The organism is Neiella holothuriorum, from assembly GCF_019457915.1.
GTDB classification, from domain to species: domain Bacteria; phylum Pseudomonadota; class Gammaproteobacteria; order Enterobacterales; family Neiellaceae; genus Neiella; species Neiella holothuriorum.
On the sequence record NZ_JAHZSS010000003.1, the window covers coordinates 40,384 to 57,170 of the forward strand.

19 protein-coding genes are annotated in these 16,787 nt (G+C 47.5%); 11 read left to right on the top strand and 8 right to left on the bottom strand.

What is annotated here, in order from left to right:
- Window positions 1-60: 60 nt before the first annotated feature.
- The 4 genes from K0504_RS03710 to K0504_RS03725 all read left to right on the top strand — a co-directional run bounded on the left by K0504_RS03710 (window position 61) and on the right by K0504_RS03725 (window position 2,519).
- Window positions 61-588, top strand: coding sequence for a GNAT family N-acetyltransferase (locus tag K0504_RS03710; protein WP_220102820.1), 528 nt, complete (start codon window positions 61-63; stop codon window positions 586-588).
- 5 nt (window positions 589-593) lie between these two features.
- On the top strand, window positions 594-1,088 hold the full coding sequence (locus K0504_RS03715) for a GNAT family N-acetyltransferase (RefSeq protein ID WP_220102821.1): 495 nt from the start codon (window positions 594-596) through the stop codon (window positions 1,086-1,088).
- Between the two features lie 113 nt (window positions 1,089-1,201).
- On the top strand, window positions 1,202-1,570 hold the full coding sequence (locus K0504_RS03720) for a SpoIIAA family protein (protein WP_220102822.1): 369 nt from the start codon (window positions 1,202-1,204) through the stop codon (window positions 1,568-1,570).
- Window positions 1,571-1,664: 94 nt separating this feature from the next.
- Entirely contained in the window at window positions 1,665-2,519 is an 855-nt protein-coding gene (locus tag K0504_RS03725; RefSeq protein WP_220102823.1) for a diguanylate cyclase, read from the top strand.
- Between the two features lie 69 nt (window positions 2,520-2,588).
- Here K0504_RS03725 and asnS read toward each other — a convergent pair whose 3' ends face one another.
- On the bottom strand, window positions 2,589-3,989 hold the full coding sequence (gene asnS / locus K0504_RS03730) for an asparagine--tRNA ligase (RefSeq protein ID WP_220102824.1): 1,401 nt from the start codon (window positions 3,987-3,989) through the stop codon (window positions 2,589-2,591).
- Between the two features lie 172 nt (window positions 3,990-4,161).
- Between asnS and K0504_RS03735 the strand changes: the two genes are divergently transcribed.
- The 3 genes from K0504_RS03735 to K0504_RS03745 all read left to right on the top strand — a co-directional run bounded on the left by K0504_RS03735 (window position 4,162) and on the right by K0504_RS03745 (window position 8,743).
- Window positions 4,162-4,524 (top strand): hypothetical protein, encoded by a 363-nt coding sequence (locus tag K0504_RS03735; RefSeq protein WP_220102825.1) that lies wholly within the window; start codon window positions 4,162-4,164, stop codon window positions 4,522-4,524.
- A 68-nt stretch (window positions 4,525-4,592) separates the two neighbouring features.
- On the top strand, window positions 4,593-5,423 hold the full coding sequence (locus K0504_RS03740) for an HDOD domain-containing protein (RefSeq protein ID WP_220102826.1): 831 nt from the start codon (window positions 4,593-4,595) through the stop codon (window positions 5,421-5,423).
- Window positions 5,424-5,509: 86 nt separating this feature from the next.
- Entirely contained in the window at window positions 5,510-8,743 is a 3,234-nt protein-coding gene (locus K0504_RS03745) for a mechanosensitive ion channel domain-containing protein (RefSeq protein WP_220102827.1), read from the top strand.
- A gap of 3 nt (window positions 8,744-8,746) precedes the next feature.
- Here the strand turns inward: K0504_RS03745 and K0504_RS03750 are convergent, their stop codons facing one another.
- The 3 genes from K0504_RS03750 to K0504_RS03760 are packed head-to-tail and all read right to left on the bottom strand — an operon-like array spanning window position 8,747 to window position 10,897.
- The gene (locus K0504_RS03750) at window positions 8,747-9,904 is read right to left on the bottom strand and encodes a glutathionylspermidine synthase family protein (protein WP_220103042.1); all 1,158 of its coding nucleotides are present in this window, start codon (window positions 9,902-9,904) and stop codon (window positions 8,747-8,749) included.
- A gap of 1 nt (window position 9,905) precedes the next feature.
- Window positions 9,906-10,475 (bottom strand): DUF1190 domain-containing protein, encoded by a 570-nt coding sequence (locus K0504_RS03755; RefSeq protein WP_220102828.1) that lies wholly within the window; start codon window positions 10,473-10,475, stop codon window positions 9,906-9,908.
- A gap of 17 nt (window positions 10,476-10,492) precedes the next feature.
- A complete protein-coding gene (locus K0504_RS03760) occupies window positions 10,493-10,897 on the bottom strand; it encodes a DUF350 domain-containing protein (protein WP_220102829.1) in 405 nt (134 codons plus the stop codon).
- Window positions 10,898-11,098: 201 nt separating this feature from the next.
- On the opposite strand from K0504_RS03760, the gene K0504_RS03765 reads away from it, so the two are divergent.
- Together K0504_RS03765 and rmuC are read left to right on the top strand one after the other, a co-directional pair.
- Window positions 11,099-11,371, top strand: coding sequence for a hypothetical protein (locus tag K0504_RS03765; RefSeq protein ID WP_220102830.1), 273 nt, complete (start codon window positions 11,099-11,101; stop codon window positions 11,369-11,371).
- A 96-nt stretch (window positions 11,372-11,467) separates the two neighbouring features.
- Complete coding sequence (rmuC, locus tag K0504_RS03770; RefSeq protein ID WP_220102831.1) at window positions 11,468-12,940, top strand: DNA recombination protein RmuC; 1,473 nt, start codon at window positions 11,468-11,470, stop codon at window positions 12,938-12,940.
- A gap of 66 nt (window positions 12,941-13,006) precedes the next feature.
- Here rmuC and K0504_RS03775 read toward each other — a convergent pair whose 3' ends face one another.
- The 3 genes from K0504_RS03775 to K0504_RS03785 form a co-directional block, all read right to left on the bottom strand.
- Window positions 13,007-13,147 carry a hypothetical protein gene (locus tag K0504_RS03775; protein ID WP_220102832.1) on the bottom strand — a complete coding sequence of 47 codons (141 nt, stop codon included), beginning with the start codon at window positions 13,145-13,147 and terminating at the stop codon, window positions 13,007-13,009.
- 256 nt (window positions 13,148-13,403) lie between these two features.
- Entirely contained in the window at window positions 13,404-13,703 is a 300-nt protein-coding gene (locus K0504_RS03780) for a YciI family protein (RefSeq protein WP_220102833.1), read from the bottom strand.
- A 3-nt stretch (window positions 13,704-13,706) separates the two neighbouring features.
- Complete coding sequence (locus K0504_RS03785) at window positions 13,707-14,282, bottom strand: septation protein A (RefSeq protein WP_220102834.1); 576 nt, start codon at window positions 14,280-14,282, stop codon at window positions 13,707-13,709.
- A gap of 137 nt (window positions 14,283-14,419) precedes the next feature.
- Between K0504_RS03785 and K0504_RS03790 the strand changes: the two genes are divergently transcribed.
- Complete coding sequence (locus K0504_RS03790; RefSeq protein WP_318837926.1) at window positions 14,420-14,731, top strand: DUF3392 domain-containing protein; 312 nt, start codon at window positions 14,420-14,422, stop codon at window positions 14,729-14,731.
- A gap of 46 nt (window positions 14,732-14,777) precedes the next feature.
- The gene (locus K0504_RS03795; protein ID WP_220102835.1) at window positions 14,778-15,794 is read left to right on the top strand and encodes an SMP-30/gluconolactonase/LRE family protein; all 1,017 of its coding nucleotides are present in this window, start codon (window positions 14,778-14,780) and stop codon (window positions 15,792-15,794) included.
- On the opposite strand, the gene K0504_RS03800 is transcribed toward K0504_RS03795, so the two are convergent.
- A complete protein-coding gene (locus K0504_RS03800; protein ID WP_220102836.1) occupies window positions 15,783-16,745 on the bottom strand; it encodes a substrate-binding domain-containing protein in 963 nt (320 codons plus the stop codon). The two genes, K0504_RS03795 and K0504_RS03800, sit on opposite strands and share 12 nt — an antisense overlap.
- Window positions 16,746-16,787 lie beyond the last annotated feature (42 nt).

A 16,787-nucleotide genomic window follows, 5' to 3' on the forward strand; every position in this document is an offset into this window, starting at 1 on the left:
GTCGTTTGAATGAATTCGCATTGAGGCGAGTTTAAATATTGACTGGAGGCAACGGCGCCAATGAGTTTTGTGACGCAACACGAGCGACCGGAAGATCATAATCCAATCATTAATATTCATCGGCAAGCGTTCGCTCGCGATAACGAAGGGCGCTTAGTTCATCGGTTGCGGCGCGAGCAACAACTATTGTTGTCGATGATTGTGGCAGACAATGATCAGCCTATTGCTCACATCGCATTTAGCCCTGTCACCTTATCGGGATCAGAACGAGCGAAGTCGCTGCCCACCGGTGTGGCGTTAGGCCCCGTTGGCGTATTACCCAGTTATCAAGGGCAGGGGATTGGCTTGAATTTGATTCAGGCTGCACTCGATTCTGAAACGATAGCAGCGACCCCTTGGCAAGTCTTGGTTGGTGAACCTTCGCTGTATGGCCGTTTTGGCTTTGATGTTGCCAGCAAATATGGGTTGAAATGTGAGTTCAAATTGCCACCTGAGTACTTCTTGTTACGTGTGACGCCGGCCGCCGAAGTACCGCTTTTTGAGCAAGGTGAAACACTGCATTATCACAGTGCTTTTCATTCGGTATAACCATCATGATTGCAATGGCCTTTAGCCCGCCGTGCTTATTTGAACGACGCAATGGTATGGTGTTGACCTCCGATCCTAGCCGAATAAAGTTTGATTGGTTACACGATAAACTCTCGCGCCAGTACTGGTGTGAAAATATTCCAGCTGACATTTTACGGACGGCGATTGCCCATTCGTGGTGTGTGTCAGTCTTTGCCGACGATGCGCGTCATCAGCAAATTGGCTTTGCTCGTTTAATTACCGACTACGCAAGCTTTGCGTACCTAGCAGACGTTTATGTCGCACCTAAATTTCGTCGGCAAGGCATTGCGCGTTGGATGGTTAATGCATTCGTTAATTGCCCCGAACTACCACAGCTGCAAAAGTGGTTGTTGATTACCGCAGGTGATCCGTCAGTCTATCAGTCTGCTGGTTTTGAGAAAATCAGCTATCCCCATGCTTTTATGGAGATCCGTGGGGTGAGTGATTACAACGATGATGATGGCCGAAGTCAGAAATAATCTAGCTAAGCGATAACTTCTGACTAAAGCTAAAACAGATTTGATTTTAAATAACGTGTGCCGTTAGTATGGGTACATAATCAACTGGTACGATGAGTTAGACGGAGCCCCTCATGATTATTGTCCGCGACGACATGCCGGCTGGCGTAGTAGCCATGGAAGCTGTTGGTGAAGTAACCCGAGCAGACTATCAAGACATTATTCGTCCTGAATTAGAGCGAGCGTTTGCCTACGGTGAGAAGGTTCGCTTTTTGTATGTTCTGGGTAGCCAATTCAAAGGCTTTGAAGCGGCGGCTCTGATTGATGATGCCAAACTCGGCATTAAGCATTTGGGGGATTTTGAAAAAATTGCTGTGGTGTGCGATGTGAAGTGGGTGAATCATGCGGTGAAACTGGTGAATGTTGCCACGCCATGTCCGATCAAAACCTTTCGTGTTGAGCGTGAAGCTGACGCAGTAAGCTGGTTAACTTCAACGCTGTAAACCCGGTTGTGATAGCTGGCGTTAAGGGCCAGTTATCACGTAAGCTTATTTATGACTATGCTTATAGAACGGTTAAACGACTATTTGCTTGAGCATGCGTCAGATTTTACTCCTCGCTATACTATTGGTTGCCAACACGGTTTGCGCAGCCGCTAGAACCATTCAATACAACAACGATCCCTCACCAAAAGAGCAATACATCATTGGCTTGTTAGACTTAGCGCTGGAGAAAAGCGGCTCAGGTATGGTGATGCAAGCTAATCCTGAAGTTTGGCAAGAATCACGAATTATCCAGCACGTCGAGCGCGGTGAGTTTGATGTCTATTGGGGCGCAGCGTCAACCGATAATGAAGCTAAGATGCGGGCGATAAGGATCCCGCTGACAAAAGGCTTGTTGGGTTATCGCTTGTTTATCGTTAAACCCGATCAGCAGCACAGATTTACTGATATCAACACACTTAGTCAGCTTAAGCAGCTGAGTGCTGGTCAAGGACGGTTTTGGGGCGATACTCAAGTGTTGCAACACGCTGGGATCCCAACAGAAACGGCCATTAAATATCAAAGCTTGTTTCATATGTTAGAAGGCGAGCGATTTGATTATTTTCCGCGTGCGGTTCATGAGCCGTGGGCTGAAGTTGAAGCCTATCCAGAGCTCAATTTAACCGTTGAAAGTCACGTTTTGTTGACCTATCCGCTCGCCATGTATTTTTACGTCAATAAACAAGATGATGAATTGGCCGTAGCGCTTGAAGCTGGACTTGAACAAGCCATTTCAGATGGCAGTTTTGATGCGTATTTTTATGGCCACCCGATGATTCGAGATTCGCTCGCTAAGGCGAACATCGACAAGCGAACGGTGATACGAATCGATAATCCGTATTTACCAGACACTACGCCGCTCGAGCGCAAAGAGTTGTGGCTCGATTTGGCGGCGCTCAGACAGTATTAAAGCACTATTTGATTTAGCCATAAAAAAAGCCCGCAATTGCGGGCTTTTTTATGAAACTTGAAATTCGACTTAGAAGTCGGCTGAGCGAGGTGCGCGAGGGAATGGGATCACATCGCGGATGTTGCCCATGCCAGTGACATAGCTAACCAAACGTTCAAAGCCCAAGCCAAAGCCGGAATGAGGCACAGTGCCATAACGGCGTAAATCACGGTACCAGCTATAGTCTGCTTTATCCAAATCCATTTCTGCAAGGCGCGCGTCGAGTACATCAAGACGCTCTTCACGTTGGCTACCGCCAATGATTTCGCCAATGCCTGGTGCTAATACATCCATGGCGGCAACGGTTTTGCCATCTTCGTTCATACGCATGTAGAAGGCTTTAATGTCTTTCGGGTAGTTTTTGACAACAACCGGCGCATTAAAATGTTCTTCCGCTAAGTAACGCTCATGCTCAGATTGCAAATCGATGCCCCATTCAACCGGGTAATCAAATTGCTTATCGCACTTGAGCAAAATGTCGACGGCTTCCGTGTAATCAACTTGTACAAAGTCACTTTCCACGAAGCGCTCTAGGCGAGATACGGCTTCTTTATCGATGCGCTGAGCGAAGAACGCCATATCATCGGCGCGCTCTTCTAGAACTGCTTTAAATGCGTACTTGAGCATTCCTTCGGCAAGTTTGGCAACGTCGTCGAGATCAGCAAATGCGACTTCAGGCTCAACCATCCAGAATTCCGCCAAGTGGCGACTGGTGTTTGAGTTTTCTGCTCGGAAGGTTGGTCCGAAAGTGTAAACTTTGGACAGCGCGCAGGCATACGTTTCCGCGTTGAGCTGGCCGGATACCGTCAGAAATGACTCTTTGCCAAAGAAGTCTTGTTCAAAATCGATGGCGCCTTTGTCATCACGAGGCAGGTTTTCTAGATCGAGCGTACTAACGCGAAACATTTCGCCTGCGCCTTCACAGTCACTGGCGGTAACAATCGGGGTACTAACCCACACATAACCTTGCTCGTGGAAGAAGCGGTGAATGGCTTGAGCCAAGCAGTTACGAACGCGAGTGACAGCGCCACCAACGTTGGTCCGCGCACGCAAGTGGGCGTGTTCACGGAGGTATTCCATACTGTGGCGCTTTGGTGCCATAGGGTAGGTGTCTGGATCTTCAACCCAGCCTAACACCGCGACGTCAGTCGCATTCAATTCAAATGACTGGCCTTTGCCTGGCGACTCGACAACCTTGCCGGTCACCGCAACAGAGCAGCCGGTGGTTAATTTGGTTACTTCTGATTCATAATTGCTTAAATCGTTAGGTACAACGGCTTGTACCGGATCGAAGCTTGAGCCATCGTGGATGGCCAAAAATGAAATCCCTGCTTTGGAATCGCGACGAGTGCGGATCCAGCCTTTGACCGTAACGGTCGAATCAATTGAATAGTCACCAGCCAATACGGCGGCAACGGTTGCGTGCGTCATGAAGCAAATACTCCGAAGTTCCTGTATGTGTTCAAGATGAAAGACACACATCTTACAGGTAACATAGCCCGATACCAATCAGATTGATTCATTGAGTGTATGATTGGTCAAATCAACCTGTAGGAAATGGCTATGCAAATGAAAGGCACAGCCAAAAGGAGTATTGCTGGCGATGGTATGGGATGGCGTCGAACGCCGCAAAGGGCCTGATTGGCGTATTAGAGCGTTGCAAACAGTTGCCTTACTCGCTTGGCTATCGTTTATTGCTGGGCTGCTTTTGTTCCATTTGGCTCGCCCTGAAATGGACTCCGGAATTGCGCGCTATTATGAAATGGAAATACGCAGTTTTTGGGATCCGACCTACACTGGCCCATTGCTGTATTTTGTGTGGAGCAGCTGTGTACTCAGTTTGGTAAGTTTGATTGCAAACCGAAAACTAAGTCGACGAATTTATGATGCGCGTCGGTATAACCTGATCCTGCTCACTGTCATCACGGTATCTTTTGGCATACTGCTGACGTTTAAGTTGGCATAACAAAATCCAATCACTGTTTTAACATTCTGAAGTACAAAGCAAGCTGAAGCTGCTTTGAGGAGATACATGTGGCCATTGAACAAGCGTTGGTTTTAACCTTTAAAGACAAGCTCGCTCGTGATGTTTTGGTGATCCCAAGTTTGCCAGAAGTGGCCATGAGTGTTTGTGAAACAGTTGAACGAGAAGATGTGTCGCTCAAAGAAATTGGCGAACTCATTACTCGTGATGCTGGTATGGCTGCCCGCATTATTAAAATTGCTAACTCGCCGCTTTTTGGTGTTTCTCAGCGTATTAAAACGATTCATGATGCGGTCAATCGCATCGGCCTAACGGCGATTAAAAATATCGCGACAGCTATGGCTATGGAACAGCTTTACGTGAGTAACAATGAGCAGATCTTTGAAATGCTTGAACGCAACTGGAAACAAGCAGTTCGCGTTGCCAGCGGTGCTTGTGCATTGGTGGCGCTATACAACAAACCACTGACATTTAGCTCAGAGTTAATCACCCTCGCAGGCGTTGTTCACAATATTGGGGCACTACCAATCTTGTTAGAAATGGAAAAAATGTCGCAGATTATTGCTGATCCTGAAGTGATTGAGCGCGTTGTTCATTCACTGCAAAGTGAAATTGGTGGAAAGCTACTCAGTGTTTGGGAGTTTGATGATGCGGTGTTGGCTGCGATCAAACAGCTAGAAACACCTGCTCCAGCGAAGGGCGATGTGTGCTTAGGCGATTTTATTTGCGCGGCCGCCATTTCAGCCGGTGTTTACCCCGATGACAAAGCGGATGTACTACTTCAACCATTCGTTGCTAAAGGGGTGCTGAGCGATGGGGATGTGTTCAGCTCGCCGGACTATCTCAGCCTATACCGCGACACCTTCAACTCCTTTAATTAGGCGCCATAAATAGTTTTGTTGAATCCCGTCTAAACTCATAACATCAGGTCCTTATTCACTTTTCGGTCGACAGGAGATGGCAACAAATGCCGCAGTTGGTCAGTTCAATGTTGCGTTGTTTTTGGGGCGCATTTAGTTTTTTGTGTTTGATGGGCAGTGCCGGCGCTGCTCCGTTGTCGCTGGAAGATATCGAGCGAATAGCGCTTCAAGTTCCTGCCTCTGAGCCTAAGCTGGCCGAAATCTATCAAGAAACAATCCATTTGTTGAACGAACGCGATCATTTTGCCGAGCAAGCCAACGACTACCGTAACACCTTGGCGGGGTATGCTGAATCGGTGATTGCCGCGCGCGAACGTGCGGTATTCAATGAGCAGCAAGTGGACAACTCATTGAAGCTAATGAATGAAACGCTACTGGTCGAAAAAATTGGCAATCTGAATGCCGACATCACAATCACGCGCGAGCAACTGCAAGGGCAGCAAGAGCTGGGAGAGCAAATCCAAAACCGAATGGTTGAGCTACCGTTGGCGATTGATAACGTTGCCATCGAGCTAGATTCGTTAAACAGTACCGAATTAGAGCAAATGAATTCTGCTGGTATTCGCGAAGCTCGGCAATTTCAGCAAGATGCTCGTCGCGAAATGCTGCAGGCTCAGCATCAAATGTTGCAATTGGAAGCCAGCTCCGCGACCAAACAAATTGAACTCAACCGTTTAGCGACCGCTCAAACCAAGCAAGTACTGGATAATCAAGTACAAACGCTGCGGTTGGCCAACCAACAATTAGCATTGTTGCGCCAGCAAAATTCAGAAAAAGCACTCGCCGATATGAATTTGGCATCAGCTCATATGTCATCTGAAGATACGGCCACCAAGATTATTATTGATCGAAATATCGATTTAACTCAGGCGCTCAAGTCGCGTCAATTACAGCTACAAGATGCGCAACTTCGTTATCAAGGGCTATACCAGCTGTCCGCGCAAATCAATTCGTTGCTGCGAGAGCTGAGAAATAATATTGACCGCTTTGAACCGTCGGTGGAGTTTTCCAGCGCGATCATTGAACAGCTCGCGGCACTAAGCTCTATTCCAAGTATTCAAGAGTTGTCCAGAAGCCTCAACCAATTGCGAGTTGATAGCTTCTCTTACCGTAATGAATTGCGTAAAAACCGTCAGCATTTTCAGCGAGCAGGGCAGCAACATGAGCGAGAGTTGCTAGAGACTCAATATCAGTTGTTATCGGAGTTAAGTGGCACAACAAGCCAGCTTGAGCTGCTGTTAAAGCAAGCATTAATCAATATTGATCAACTCACGGTAAAACGAGCGCAGCTTGAAGAGCAGGCATTTCGTTTGCTGACATGGATCCCCAATATTCATTCTGTTCGCTATATGTTACCGCAGGCTTTTGCCGTAGATGCAGCTTCTATTTATACGCAGCTTTCGAGTCAATGGCGGGTTATTTCAGAGCGCCCAGGCGCTCATGTGTTCCCATTGGTGTTCTTGTTTTTACTGCTGGTGTATTTGCGGCGATTCTGCCATCAATACGATCACTACATGGGCCGTATTAGCGACCGAATTGGCAATGTGAAAAGCGATAAAGGGCACTACTCGGTGGTGGCTATTTGCGGTTTGCTGGCGTTGGGCTGTATGTTGCCGCTCGGCAGCTTAGTGGCAAATTGGTTAGCCAATCACTCGACGCCGATGATTCAGCAGCTGACCGGGCTTGCTGCGATTGCTGTTGGTTTGCATGTGGTTGCTCGTCAAGTACGGCAAGATAACGGTGTGTTCATTCACCACTTTCGGTTAAAGCCAAAAGCCATTCTCCTGATCAGCCAGTACGTGATTTGGCTATCGCCATTATTCCTTTCAGTGCTGCTTCTGTACCGTTGGTTATTAGACGGAAACTCGCTGGCGCTGTTTTCTGAAAGTGGTCGTTTTCTTCATTTAATCAATGCCTTGATGCTGACGTGGGCAACCGTGTGGTTGTTTCGATTAGTGAGTGACATGGTCAAAGAGCGGGGGCATGTCATTCGTTTGCCCCTGCGGATGTTGTGGTGGTTTGGTATTGCCGTTCCAGCATTTACCTCTGTGCTGCTGTTACTCGGTTATGTTGTCGCAGCGCAAATGTTACTCATTGGCTATATGTGGACGCTCGTTTCGGCGGTCGTGATCTGCTTACTCTATTACTTGTCGCTGCGCGGAATTGCCATCTTGTATCGGCGTATGGCATTTGAACGGGCGCTGGCCAAGCGCGCCGCATTGTTAGCTGCACGGGAAGAAGCGGAAGAGGGCACCGAAACCACCATAGAAGAGCCGCAAGAAAGCTATATCGAATTTGATGACATTGGCGCACAGGCGAGTAAATTATTACGAACCACCTTTGTTTTGTTGTTCTACTTTTCGCTATTGCCAATTTGGAATGATGCTTTTGATTCTCTCAGTGCACTCAATGACTTAACCCTGTGGACGGTTAAAGGCACAGATGGGCAAGGCCAGTTAGAACTCACCACCATTACCATCAAAGTATTATTAACGGCGATGGTCACGGGTGCCTTTACCCTGGTCAGTGTGCGCAATGTTCCGGGGATGTTGGAGTTGTTGATCTTACAGCGAATGCAACTCTCGCCGGGCACGGGCTATGCCATTACAACTATCTCAAAATACTTGATTTTGGTTGTTGGCGTACTGGTTGTTGTTGGGGCGTTAGGCTTTAGCTGGTCGTCATTGCAATGGTTGGTTGCAGCCTTAACGGTTGGTTTAGGTTTTGGTTTGCAAGAGATCTTTGCCAACTTTGTTTCCGGCTTGATCATACTATTTGAAAAGCCGATTCGAATTGGTGACACGGTCACGATTCGGGGAATGAGTGGTACGGTTACGCGAATTAATACCCGCGCGACAACCGTGGTCGATTGGGATCGTAAAGAGATCATCATTCCTAACAAGGCGTTTATCACCGAAGATTTTGTTAACTGGTCACTGAGTGATGCAGTGACACGTATCGTGCAGCGGATCGGTGTGCGTCATAATTCTGATGTGCGGTTGGTGACTAAATTGATTCTACAAGCCGCTGATGAGTGTGATTTGGTGATTGATGAGCCGATTCCTGAAGTATTCTTGCTGGAATACAGTGACAGTTCGTTAATCTTTGAGCTGCGCGCTTACACCAGCGATACCGCACACCGGCTGCCTTCAATTCACGATATTCATAGCCGCGTGATTAAGAAATTTGCAGCATTAGGCGTGGAAGTTGCTCACCCTCAACTTGATGTGCATGTGAAGCATGCGGCGGGCTTAAGCCAAGCAGCTACGGGCAAAGCGTAGCTGTTAGTCACCCAGAATAATATGTGGCACAAAGCGCGATGTGTCTTGAGTGATGGCTGTGTTGTCTTCGCGAATGGTTAAACCTGCAGGTTTATCGTCGACAAGCCAGCTGCCAATGAGGGTGTGGTTACCGTCAAACTGCGGCAGAGGCGCTGCTTGTTGCAGCACATAGCCTTCTTCGCCATAGCCTTGATCGGATGATGCCCAAGCCGACTGCCCGTCGCGCAACCATTCGATATTGGCGCCTTCGCGTCCTAATAACGGCTTACGAATATAATCTCCGGATAAATCGGGTGATTCATCGGCGAAATAAGCCGGTAGTAAATTCGGATGGTTAGGGTGGCGTTGCCAAAGTAACGGTAAGATCCCCTTGTTCGATAAAATCGCTTTCCACATGGGCTCTAAAAAGTGGCTATCAGACTTTGGCAGGTAGTGGCCAAAGCTATCATTAAACATCATTTCCCACGGGTACAATTTGAACAACGCTTTGATGGGGCTGTCATCTTGATGAATGAATTGGCCTCGATCATTGATGCCAATGTCATCAAGATAAACGAATCGCGTTGCGACGCCGCCCTGACGCGCACAATCTTCCAAATAAGCTACGGTACCGCGATCTTCATCGGTATCTCGGCAACAAGTAAAGGTGATTGGCAAACTTTTTAGTTCTGCAAAGCGCTGAATTAGTTTTTCTTGAATGGAGTTAAACTGGTCGGCATTGCGCGATAACAGGCCCGCATCTACTTGCTGCGCTAACCAAATCCACTGGAACGCTCCGGCTTCGTATACCGAAGTTGGGGTGTCAGCGTTGTACTCCAATAGTTTTGCTGGCGATTTTCCGTCGTAGCTGAAATCCATTCGGCCATACAGCGACGGGTAACCATTGTTCCAGCTATTGGCGATGGCATCCCAATAGTGAGGTGGGATCGCCAATCGCTCCATCAATTGCTGATCGCGAACCACATCGTTTACTAAGTCTAAGCACAGCTGGTGCAATGCCTCCGTCGGATCTTCCAAATCATTTTCAATTTGACTGAGGGTAAACTGGTAATAGGCAGACTCATCCCAATAGACATCACCATCAATGGTGTGAAAGTCGAAGCCATTTTGCGATGCCACTTCCGCGAGGTTTGGTCTTACGGCAATTGGGATTCGTAACAATTTAGCTGCCCCAACTGCGAGCGCTTTTGCCAAAGCCACCACGTTTCATGGCTGCTGCTCGCTTACCCATGCTATTTGGGCGGCTATAAAGGCTCGCTTGTGATGCCGACATTAGTCGATTCGGTGCACTGCGTGGGCGGGTATCACCTACGGCGCCAGTTTTCACATTATCAGAAGTGCGGAAGCTGCCGCGATCATCGGCGCTACGATACAGTGGTCGCGAATGAACCTGGCCAGATCGTAAACCAGACCCAACGGAGCCAGCTAATCGCGACATGAAAAAGCCCGCCATAAATGGCTGCCAGAAACTGCCATTGTGGTAGCACTGATCACGGCCAAAGTCTGTCTGACAATCTTGGCCATTTTGATACATAGGCGCGTCAGCCGCGGCTTGCTGTTGAGCTTGCTGATATTGTGCAACGCATTCTTGTTCGGAAAACACCCGATCATTAACGCAATCGCTGATATCGGAATAGTTTACAATTTGTTGGCGAGGCTCAGGCGAGCAACTGATTAAGCTGCCAGACGCCGCGCCCATAATCGTGAGTTGTAACCATTTAGATCGTTTCATAGCGTTCGTTAACTTCTTTAGTACGTCATACAAGCGGCATTAAGAATGCCCGTGGCTAAAGCGGCACAACCTAAAAACAGGCCTGCAGGAATTTGATCTTGGTTGATGCGGTCTACCAAGTCACGCATATACCAGCGTACGGTGGTAAACGTAATAATTTGTGCCACCAGCGCGACCACAGCCCAAACCACGTAATCGAGTATACCAACGGAGTTAATCGCGGCACTTGCAACAGGAATGGTGTAGCCAACCAGACTTAAGCCAAAAGCAATTGCAGCTGCAACATTATTGTTGCGCATTAAGGTCCATTCACAATAAGGCGTCACTTTGCCGTACAGCACGCAAAACACTAATACAAACGCATAACCAATGACAAAGTACAATGCAAAAGCAGGTAAGCCTTGGAGGGAATCAAGGATCATTTGAAGTTCCTTTAGAAAGTGGCCTTAGCTCGGCCACGGGTATCTGTTAGAAATCGCTTAAGCTATGGTAGCAGGTCGCTCATAACGGCAAAAGATCTCATTGTTAAGTATGCAACTTACTCTATTTGTATGCGGTCATGAAACTGTCACTTGGGCAGGATACAACTGTTTAAGATGACGTTGTAATGAGAATAAACATTGATGATATGGCGACTGCTAATGCACTGGTTTGGCTCTTCTTCCGATGACATGAGCGCGGTGAAATGTATTCGAGCATTGCGCGATTTGGCTACTATCGATGATGCCGATGCGGTCGATTTAATCGAGCGCTTGGAGTCGTTAACCGGCCACCCCGATATTGCTACTTATTTACACGACAACCAATGGCGTTTGGTCATGCCCAAAACCGTGGTGCGCGATATTATGGCGGAAGTGCGGTTGTTGCAGCAGCTAACTGACGATGATTTGAGCTAACGCTCGGTTAATCCAACAACTTCTTGTCGTGACTATTGGCAAACAACCCGTCAGGCAATAGGCTAAGGGCAATTTAATTGTTTGGAATGCCTGTTCATGTCGCCTGAGTTGTTAAAGTCCCCGCTGTTTCTTGCCATTTTCTTTATTGCTCTTCTTGTTGCTGTTGCTATTGGGTTTTGGCTCGCACGCTCCCAAAGCCAACGTCAACTGAAACAGATGGAAGAGCATCATCAGCAACTCAATGAGCAGTCAGAAGCGAGCATTGCCGACTTGCAACAGCAGCTGCAGCTCAGCCAGCAACAAGCAACGCAAACGAGCAACGCCTTGGCCGAGCAACAGGCACATGCGGCGGGTTTAACGACCGCAGAAAAATTGCTTCGAGAGCAACTGAACACCCAACAAATACGTTTGCAGCAAACGGAATCCGAGCAGCACGCATTACGTCAGCAATTGGCGCACAGCGAAACACAATACAGCACATTGCAAGAGCGCCACGTCAATCAAACCAAAGCGCTGGAAGAAAAGCAGGCGTTATTGCAAGAGTCTGAACAACGCCTTGCCAAGGAATTTGAAAACCTCGCCAATCGTATTTTTGAGCAAAAATCACAAGCGTTTAAATCTAATTCCGAATCGGGTTTGGAGTCATTGTTGAAACCTTTTCGGGAGCAAATTTCCGGTTTTCAACAGCAAGTTTCCAAACAGACCGAATCCGATCAGCAACAACACACCTTATTAAAGAAAGAGCTGGATGACTTAAAAGCGCTTAATTTGCGCATGTCTGAAGAAGCAACGAACCTCACTCGAGCTCTGAAAGGTGATAGCAAAACGCAGGGCAATTGGGGCGAGGTGATTTTACAGCGCCTGCTCGATCAAGCGGGGCTCACCGAAGGGCGTGAGTACGAGCTGCAAGTCTCGTTGAAGACCGAACAAGGCAAGCGTTACCAGCCTGATGTTATTGTGCGCTTACCACACGACAAAGACATTGTGATTGACTCTAAGGTCTCGCTAACTGCCTATGAACGCTTCACCAATGCAGAGTCTGATGCAGACAAAGCGGTGGCGTTAACAGAGCATGTCAGTTCCCTTCGGAACCATATTCGAGAATTAGGGAAAAAGAACTACCAGAGTTTACAAGGGGTGCGAAGCCTCGATTATGTGTTGATGTTTGTGCCCGTTGAAGCGGCGTTTTTGTGTGCCATTCAGCAAGAGCCAGAACTGATTAAAACTGCGCTCGACAGCAACATTATGTTGGTGAGCCCAACGAACCTGCTGGTGGCATTGCGCACCATTCATAATATTTGGCGTGTTGAACAGCAGAACCAAAATGCGCAGGAAATTGCTGATCGCGCAGGCAAGCTATATGACAAGTTCGTTGGTTTTGTGGATGACTTAAACAAAGTCGACACGGCGCTACAGCGTGCCAGTAAAGAATTTGATGCGGCTAAAGGCAAGTTGTCATCTGGACCGGGAAATTTGATACGCCAAACCACGATGCTGAAAGAGTTGGGAGTGCGTAGCAATAAGCAACTGAGTGCTGAATTGGTCGATAAATCGCAGAATGAGTGTTAAGGCTCATTAGCTTATGGACATAAGAAACCGCCAATTCGGCGGTTTCTTTGGTTCTGAGCTGGCTAATTAGTCGTCTGTACGTTCTGTTGTATAACGGAAGTAGCGGCCTTTGGTGCTTGGTGCAGAAACATGACTGCCATTTGCAGCTGACACCTGAGAAACTTTTTTACCGTTGAAATAGCCTAAAAATTCGATAAAACCTGACATAGGTTAACTCCTAGCGTTTGATGATATTGGCAGTTGTTTTAGCCTGTTGAACAACTGCAATCGTCACCTTGTTTGTCTTTATAAGTGTGATCTTGATCACTAAAATATTGAAAAGTGTGACGCATGTCAAATTATATTTTGGTTCCGAAATTAATCGCTGCCGCTAAGAGCATTACACATTTTGGCTAGCTAATTGATTTGTATTTGAATTTTTTGGGGAAACTAATCGCCGAGGGCAATGCCTCGGCAATTTGATTTAAGGAAGGAACTTCTTAAAGGGTTTAACCACGACTTTGGCATAAACGCCGGCTTCAACATAAGGGTCGTCATCGGCCCAGCTTTGCGCTTGATCGAGGCTATCAAACTCAGCTACCACCAGTGAACCTGTGTAACCAGCATCGCCTGGATCTGTGCTGTCGATAGCAGGCAAGGCACCGGCTAAAACCAGTCGGCCTTCCTCTTGTAAAAGCTGCAAGCGTGCTTTGTGCATGGCACGTGCTTTTTGCCGCAAGGGTTGGCTATCTGCGACATCTTCTGAGCAAATCATGTAGTACATGCTTCAGTCCTTGCTTTGTTCAATCTGTTTTTCGGTTGGTTGTTCTAATGCATCTTTGGGTAGGTAGCGCCAAATATAGAAACCTTGCATAACGGCAAATACCAAGGTCATTACCGTGAGGCCAAATACTTTGAAGTTAACCCAAGTTTCGAGCGGTAAGTTAAAGGCAACGTAGACATTGAGTCCAGCACAAAACATGAAAAATAGTGCCCATGCGTAACCTAATTTGACGAAGACATGGTGCGGCAGTTCGAGTTCGCCGCCCAACATGGCTTTGATTAAAGGTTTGTTGAAGACCCATTGGCCAATCAATAAAGCACCCGCCATGGCGCCATAAATTGCAGTGACTTTCCATTTAATGAAGGCATCATTATGGAAGAATAACGTCATAGAGCCGAACACTGTCACCATCACCAAGGTGATCCAATGGATCTTTTCAATTTTGTTCCAGATCCACTTGGCGGCAATTATCTGCACGACCGTGGCTGCGATCAACACGCCTGTCGCAGTATAAATGTCGTACATCTTGTAGGCGATAAAGAATGCCAATAACGGCAAGAAGTCAAAGAGTTGCTTCATTTACAGACCTGTAATTTACTAATTGTCGGCTGGCAGTGTACCTAGTTGAAACTGAACCGTCACCCACCAAAGCTATCAAAAAGTGCAGTATTATACCGCAGCATAATTAATCGAATAAGCTAATCTCGGGGAGTAACGTGACTAGTATTTCAAACTGGATTTATGGTGAATTAGCTACAATATCAACGGCTTTGCTCGCTTGCTCTATCGTTGTTTTTGGTGCTGACATCAATCAAGTACTACGCAAGGCAATGCGCGGACAACATTTTGTTGTCCGTACATCGGTATTTATTTTGATCAACGCATTTGGCTTTGGTTTTGTCATTGTAAAAATGGCGCCATGGCTGGCTTCTCAGCTTGCTCAGTTATCGCTGTACTGGCTCATTGGTAGCTTGCTCGTTGCATTTTTTGCCATTGGCAGCTGGGCACAACGTAATCGCCACGTCTAACCCGTTATAAACCCACATTAAATAACAACAATTAGGACTCTATCAGATGAAAGGAACCGCAATAATCACCGCCGCTTTCAGTGCGTTGCTCGTGCTGACTGCTTGCCAAACCACGACGGTGAATGAACCAACAGAGCCACATATCGTTATTCACAGCAAACAAGCGAATCAGCTGATAAACGAGAGCAGCGCCATTGAGGTACTTGGCGATGGTTACCATTGGTCAGAAGGGCCTGTATGGGTACCTAAGCTAAACGCACTACTGTTTTCCGATGTGCCTAATAACATCATTTATCAATGGCGCCCGGGCGTTGGCGTTACCGAATACTTGCGACCGTCTGGCTCTACTGGGATTCATCTTGATGCCAGCGGGCAAGGATCGAATGGTCTGATGCTAGATCTAAATGGCCAGCTTATTTTGTGCCAGCATGGTGACCGACGCGTTGCGCGAATGGCGGCCCCGCTCGACCAACCTGCAGCAGAATTTCAGACGTTAGCGTCGCTTTATCAGGGCAAACGTTTTAACAGCCCAAATGATCTGGCACAGAGTAAAGATGGAACCATCTGGTTTACCGATCCGCCATACGGTTTACCAAAAGGCCAAACCGATACCGCTCATAAAGAGCTTGATTACCATGGTGTGTTTCGTCTTGATATGAATGGCGATGTGCGCTTGGTGCATCAACACTTAACGCGTCCGAATGGTGTTGCTTTATCGCCAGACGACAAGACCTTATACGTTGCCAATTCCGATGATAAATTCGCAGTGTGGAAAGCATGGGACATTCAAACTGACGGCAATTTAGCCAACGAAAGGGTGTTATTTGATGCCACACCATTAACGGCAACAGGGCCGGGTAAACCAGACGGATTGAAAGTCCATCCGTCCGGTGTTTTGTTTGCCACGGGCCCTGGCGGCGTGTTGTTGATTAGTCCAACTGGAGAGCATTTAGCGACCATTCGCACCATTACGCCAAGTGCCAATGTGGCCTTTAATAGCGACTATTCAATACTATTTATTACCTCTGCAAATCGTCTGCTTAAAGTTGAATTATTGCCCTGAAGGAGCTTGAGCCTGACTTTCTTTGAGTAAGGCTTGGATTTCTGGCAAGTCAATATCATTGACCGTTATGTATGTTGATTCGGTTAAGGTGATGTCTGGCACATCGAAGCCCTTGTGCGCATCAGATGCTGACATCACCCCTCGGTAGCCCATCAAAAACGGTCTCTGTAAAAACAAGCTGTGCAGTTGCTCTGAGCGCAGTGCATCAACCAGCACTTTGTTGGCATCTACCCCAATATGAAGGATGGCGCTGGGGCTTGCTAAGTGTTGACGGGCAACCACGGTTGCCGTCGTGGTCGACTCATTTGGGGTGAACACACCAGCAATTTGCGGGTGCTTTCGCAATAGCTCATATACCTTAGTTTTTGTCGCTTCAGCCGAACTACCAATGTATTGGTCTAACACCAGGTTGAGCCCCATTTGTGCGGCACCATCAATAAATCCTTGTTCGCGATCTGTGGTAGAAACAACCGCTTTGTCCATTCGCAGCAGTGCAACCTGGCTGGCTTTGGGTAGCTCTTGGGCCATTGCAATAGCTGCACGCTCACCGGTGGCATAATTATCGGTGAGAATCGCGCTAACACGACCGCTTGTTTGGTCACTGGAAAGGTCTCGGTCGATAAACACGCTGATGATGTTATGTTGCTGCAAGCGCGCGACATCGTGTGCGCGATCGATTGAATTGGGCGCCATGACAACAGCAAAGCAGCCTTTGGCGATGGCCTCATCAACCAACTGACGCTGACTGGCCACATTGGTTTCGCTGGTATCGCGGCTAGCATGCAACGTAATGTCCAGTTCACTAGCAGCCTTTTGGGCGCCAGCAACAACTTCTTGCCAGAATTTAGAACCGCCGCCGGCGGTGATTAAACTAATGCATTCATTAGCTTGAGATAATGTAGACCAGAACATGGCGAGGATGAGTGCGACACTGCGAGAGGAAAACGTCATTAACTACCTAAAGTGTAACGAATAATTCAACTGAGATTAGTC

Coding starts and splice junctions, on each gene's coding strand:
- K0504_RS03780 (WP_220102833.1), bottom strand. CDS start 13,703: ATGTACTACATGATTTGCTCAGAAGATGTCGCAGATAGCCAACCCTTG.
- K0504_RS03775 (WP_220102832.1), bottom strand. CDS start 13,147: ATGTCAGGTTTTATCGAATTTTTAGGCTATTTCAACGGTAAAAAAGTT.
- K0504_RS03725 (WP_220102823.1), top strand. CDS start 1,665: ATGCGTCAGATTTTACTCCTCGCTATACTATTGGTTGCCAACACGGTT.
- K0504_RS03760 (WP_220102829.1), bottom strand. CDS start 10,897: ATGATCCTTGATTCCCTCCAAGGCTTACCTGCTTTTGCATTGTACTTT.
- K0504_RS03785 (WP_220102834.1), bottom strand. CDS start 14,282: ATGAAGCAACTCTTTGACTTCTTGCCGTTATTGGCATTCTTTATCGCC.
- rmuC (WP_220102831.1), top strand. CDS start 11,468: ATGTCGCCTGAGTTGTTAAAGTCCCCGCTGTTTCTTGCCATTTTCTTT.
- K0504_RS03795 (WP_220102835.1), top strand. CDS start 14,778: ATGAAAGGAACCGCAATAATCACCGCCGCTTTCAGTGCGTTGCTCGTG.
- K0504_RS03715 (WP_220102821.1), top strand. CDS start 594: ATGATTGCAATGGCCTTTAGCCCGCCGTGCTTATTTGAACGACGCAAT.
- K0504_RS03720 (WP_220102822.1), top strand. CDS start 1,202: ATGATTATTGTCCGCGACGACATGCCGGCTGGCGTAGTAGCCATGGAA.
- K0504_RS03755 (WP_220102828.1), bottom strand. CDS start 10,475: ATGAAACGATCTAAATGGTTACAACTCACGATTATGGGCGCGGCGTCT.
- K0504_RS03735 (WP_220102825.1), top strand. CDS start 4,162: ATGGTATGGGATGGCGTCGAACGCCGCAAAGGGCCTGATTGGCGTATT.
- K0504_RS03800 (WP_220102836.1), bottom strand. CDS start 16,745: ATGACGTTTTCCTCTCGCAGTGTCGCACTCATCCTCGCCATGTTCTGG.
- K0504_RS03745 (WP_220102827.1), top strand. CDS start 5,510: ATGCCGCAGTTGGTCAGTTCAATGTTGCGTTGTTTTTGGGGCGCATTT.
- K0504_RS03710 (WP_220102820.1), top strand. CDS start 61: ATGAGTTTTGTGACGCAACACGAGCGACCGGAAGATCATAATCCAATC.
- asnS (WP_220102824.1), bottom strand. CDS start 3,989: ATGACGCACGCAACCGTTGCCGCCGTATTGGCTGGTGACTATTCAATT.
- K0504_RS03765 (WP_220102830.1), top strand. CDS start 11,099: ATGATATGGCGACTGCTAATGCACTGGTTTGGCTCTTCTTCCGATGAC.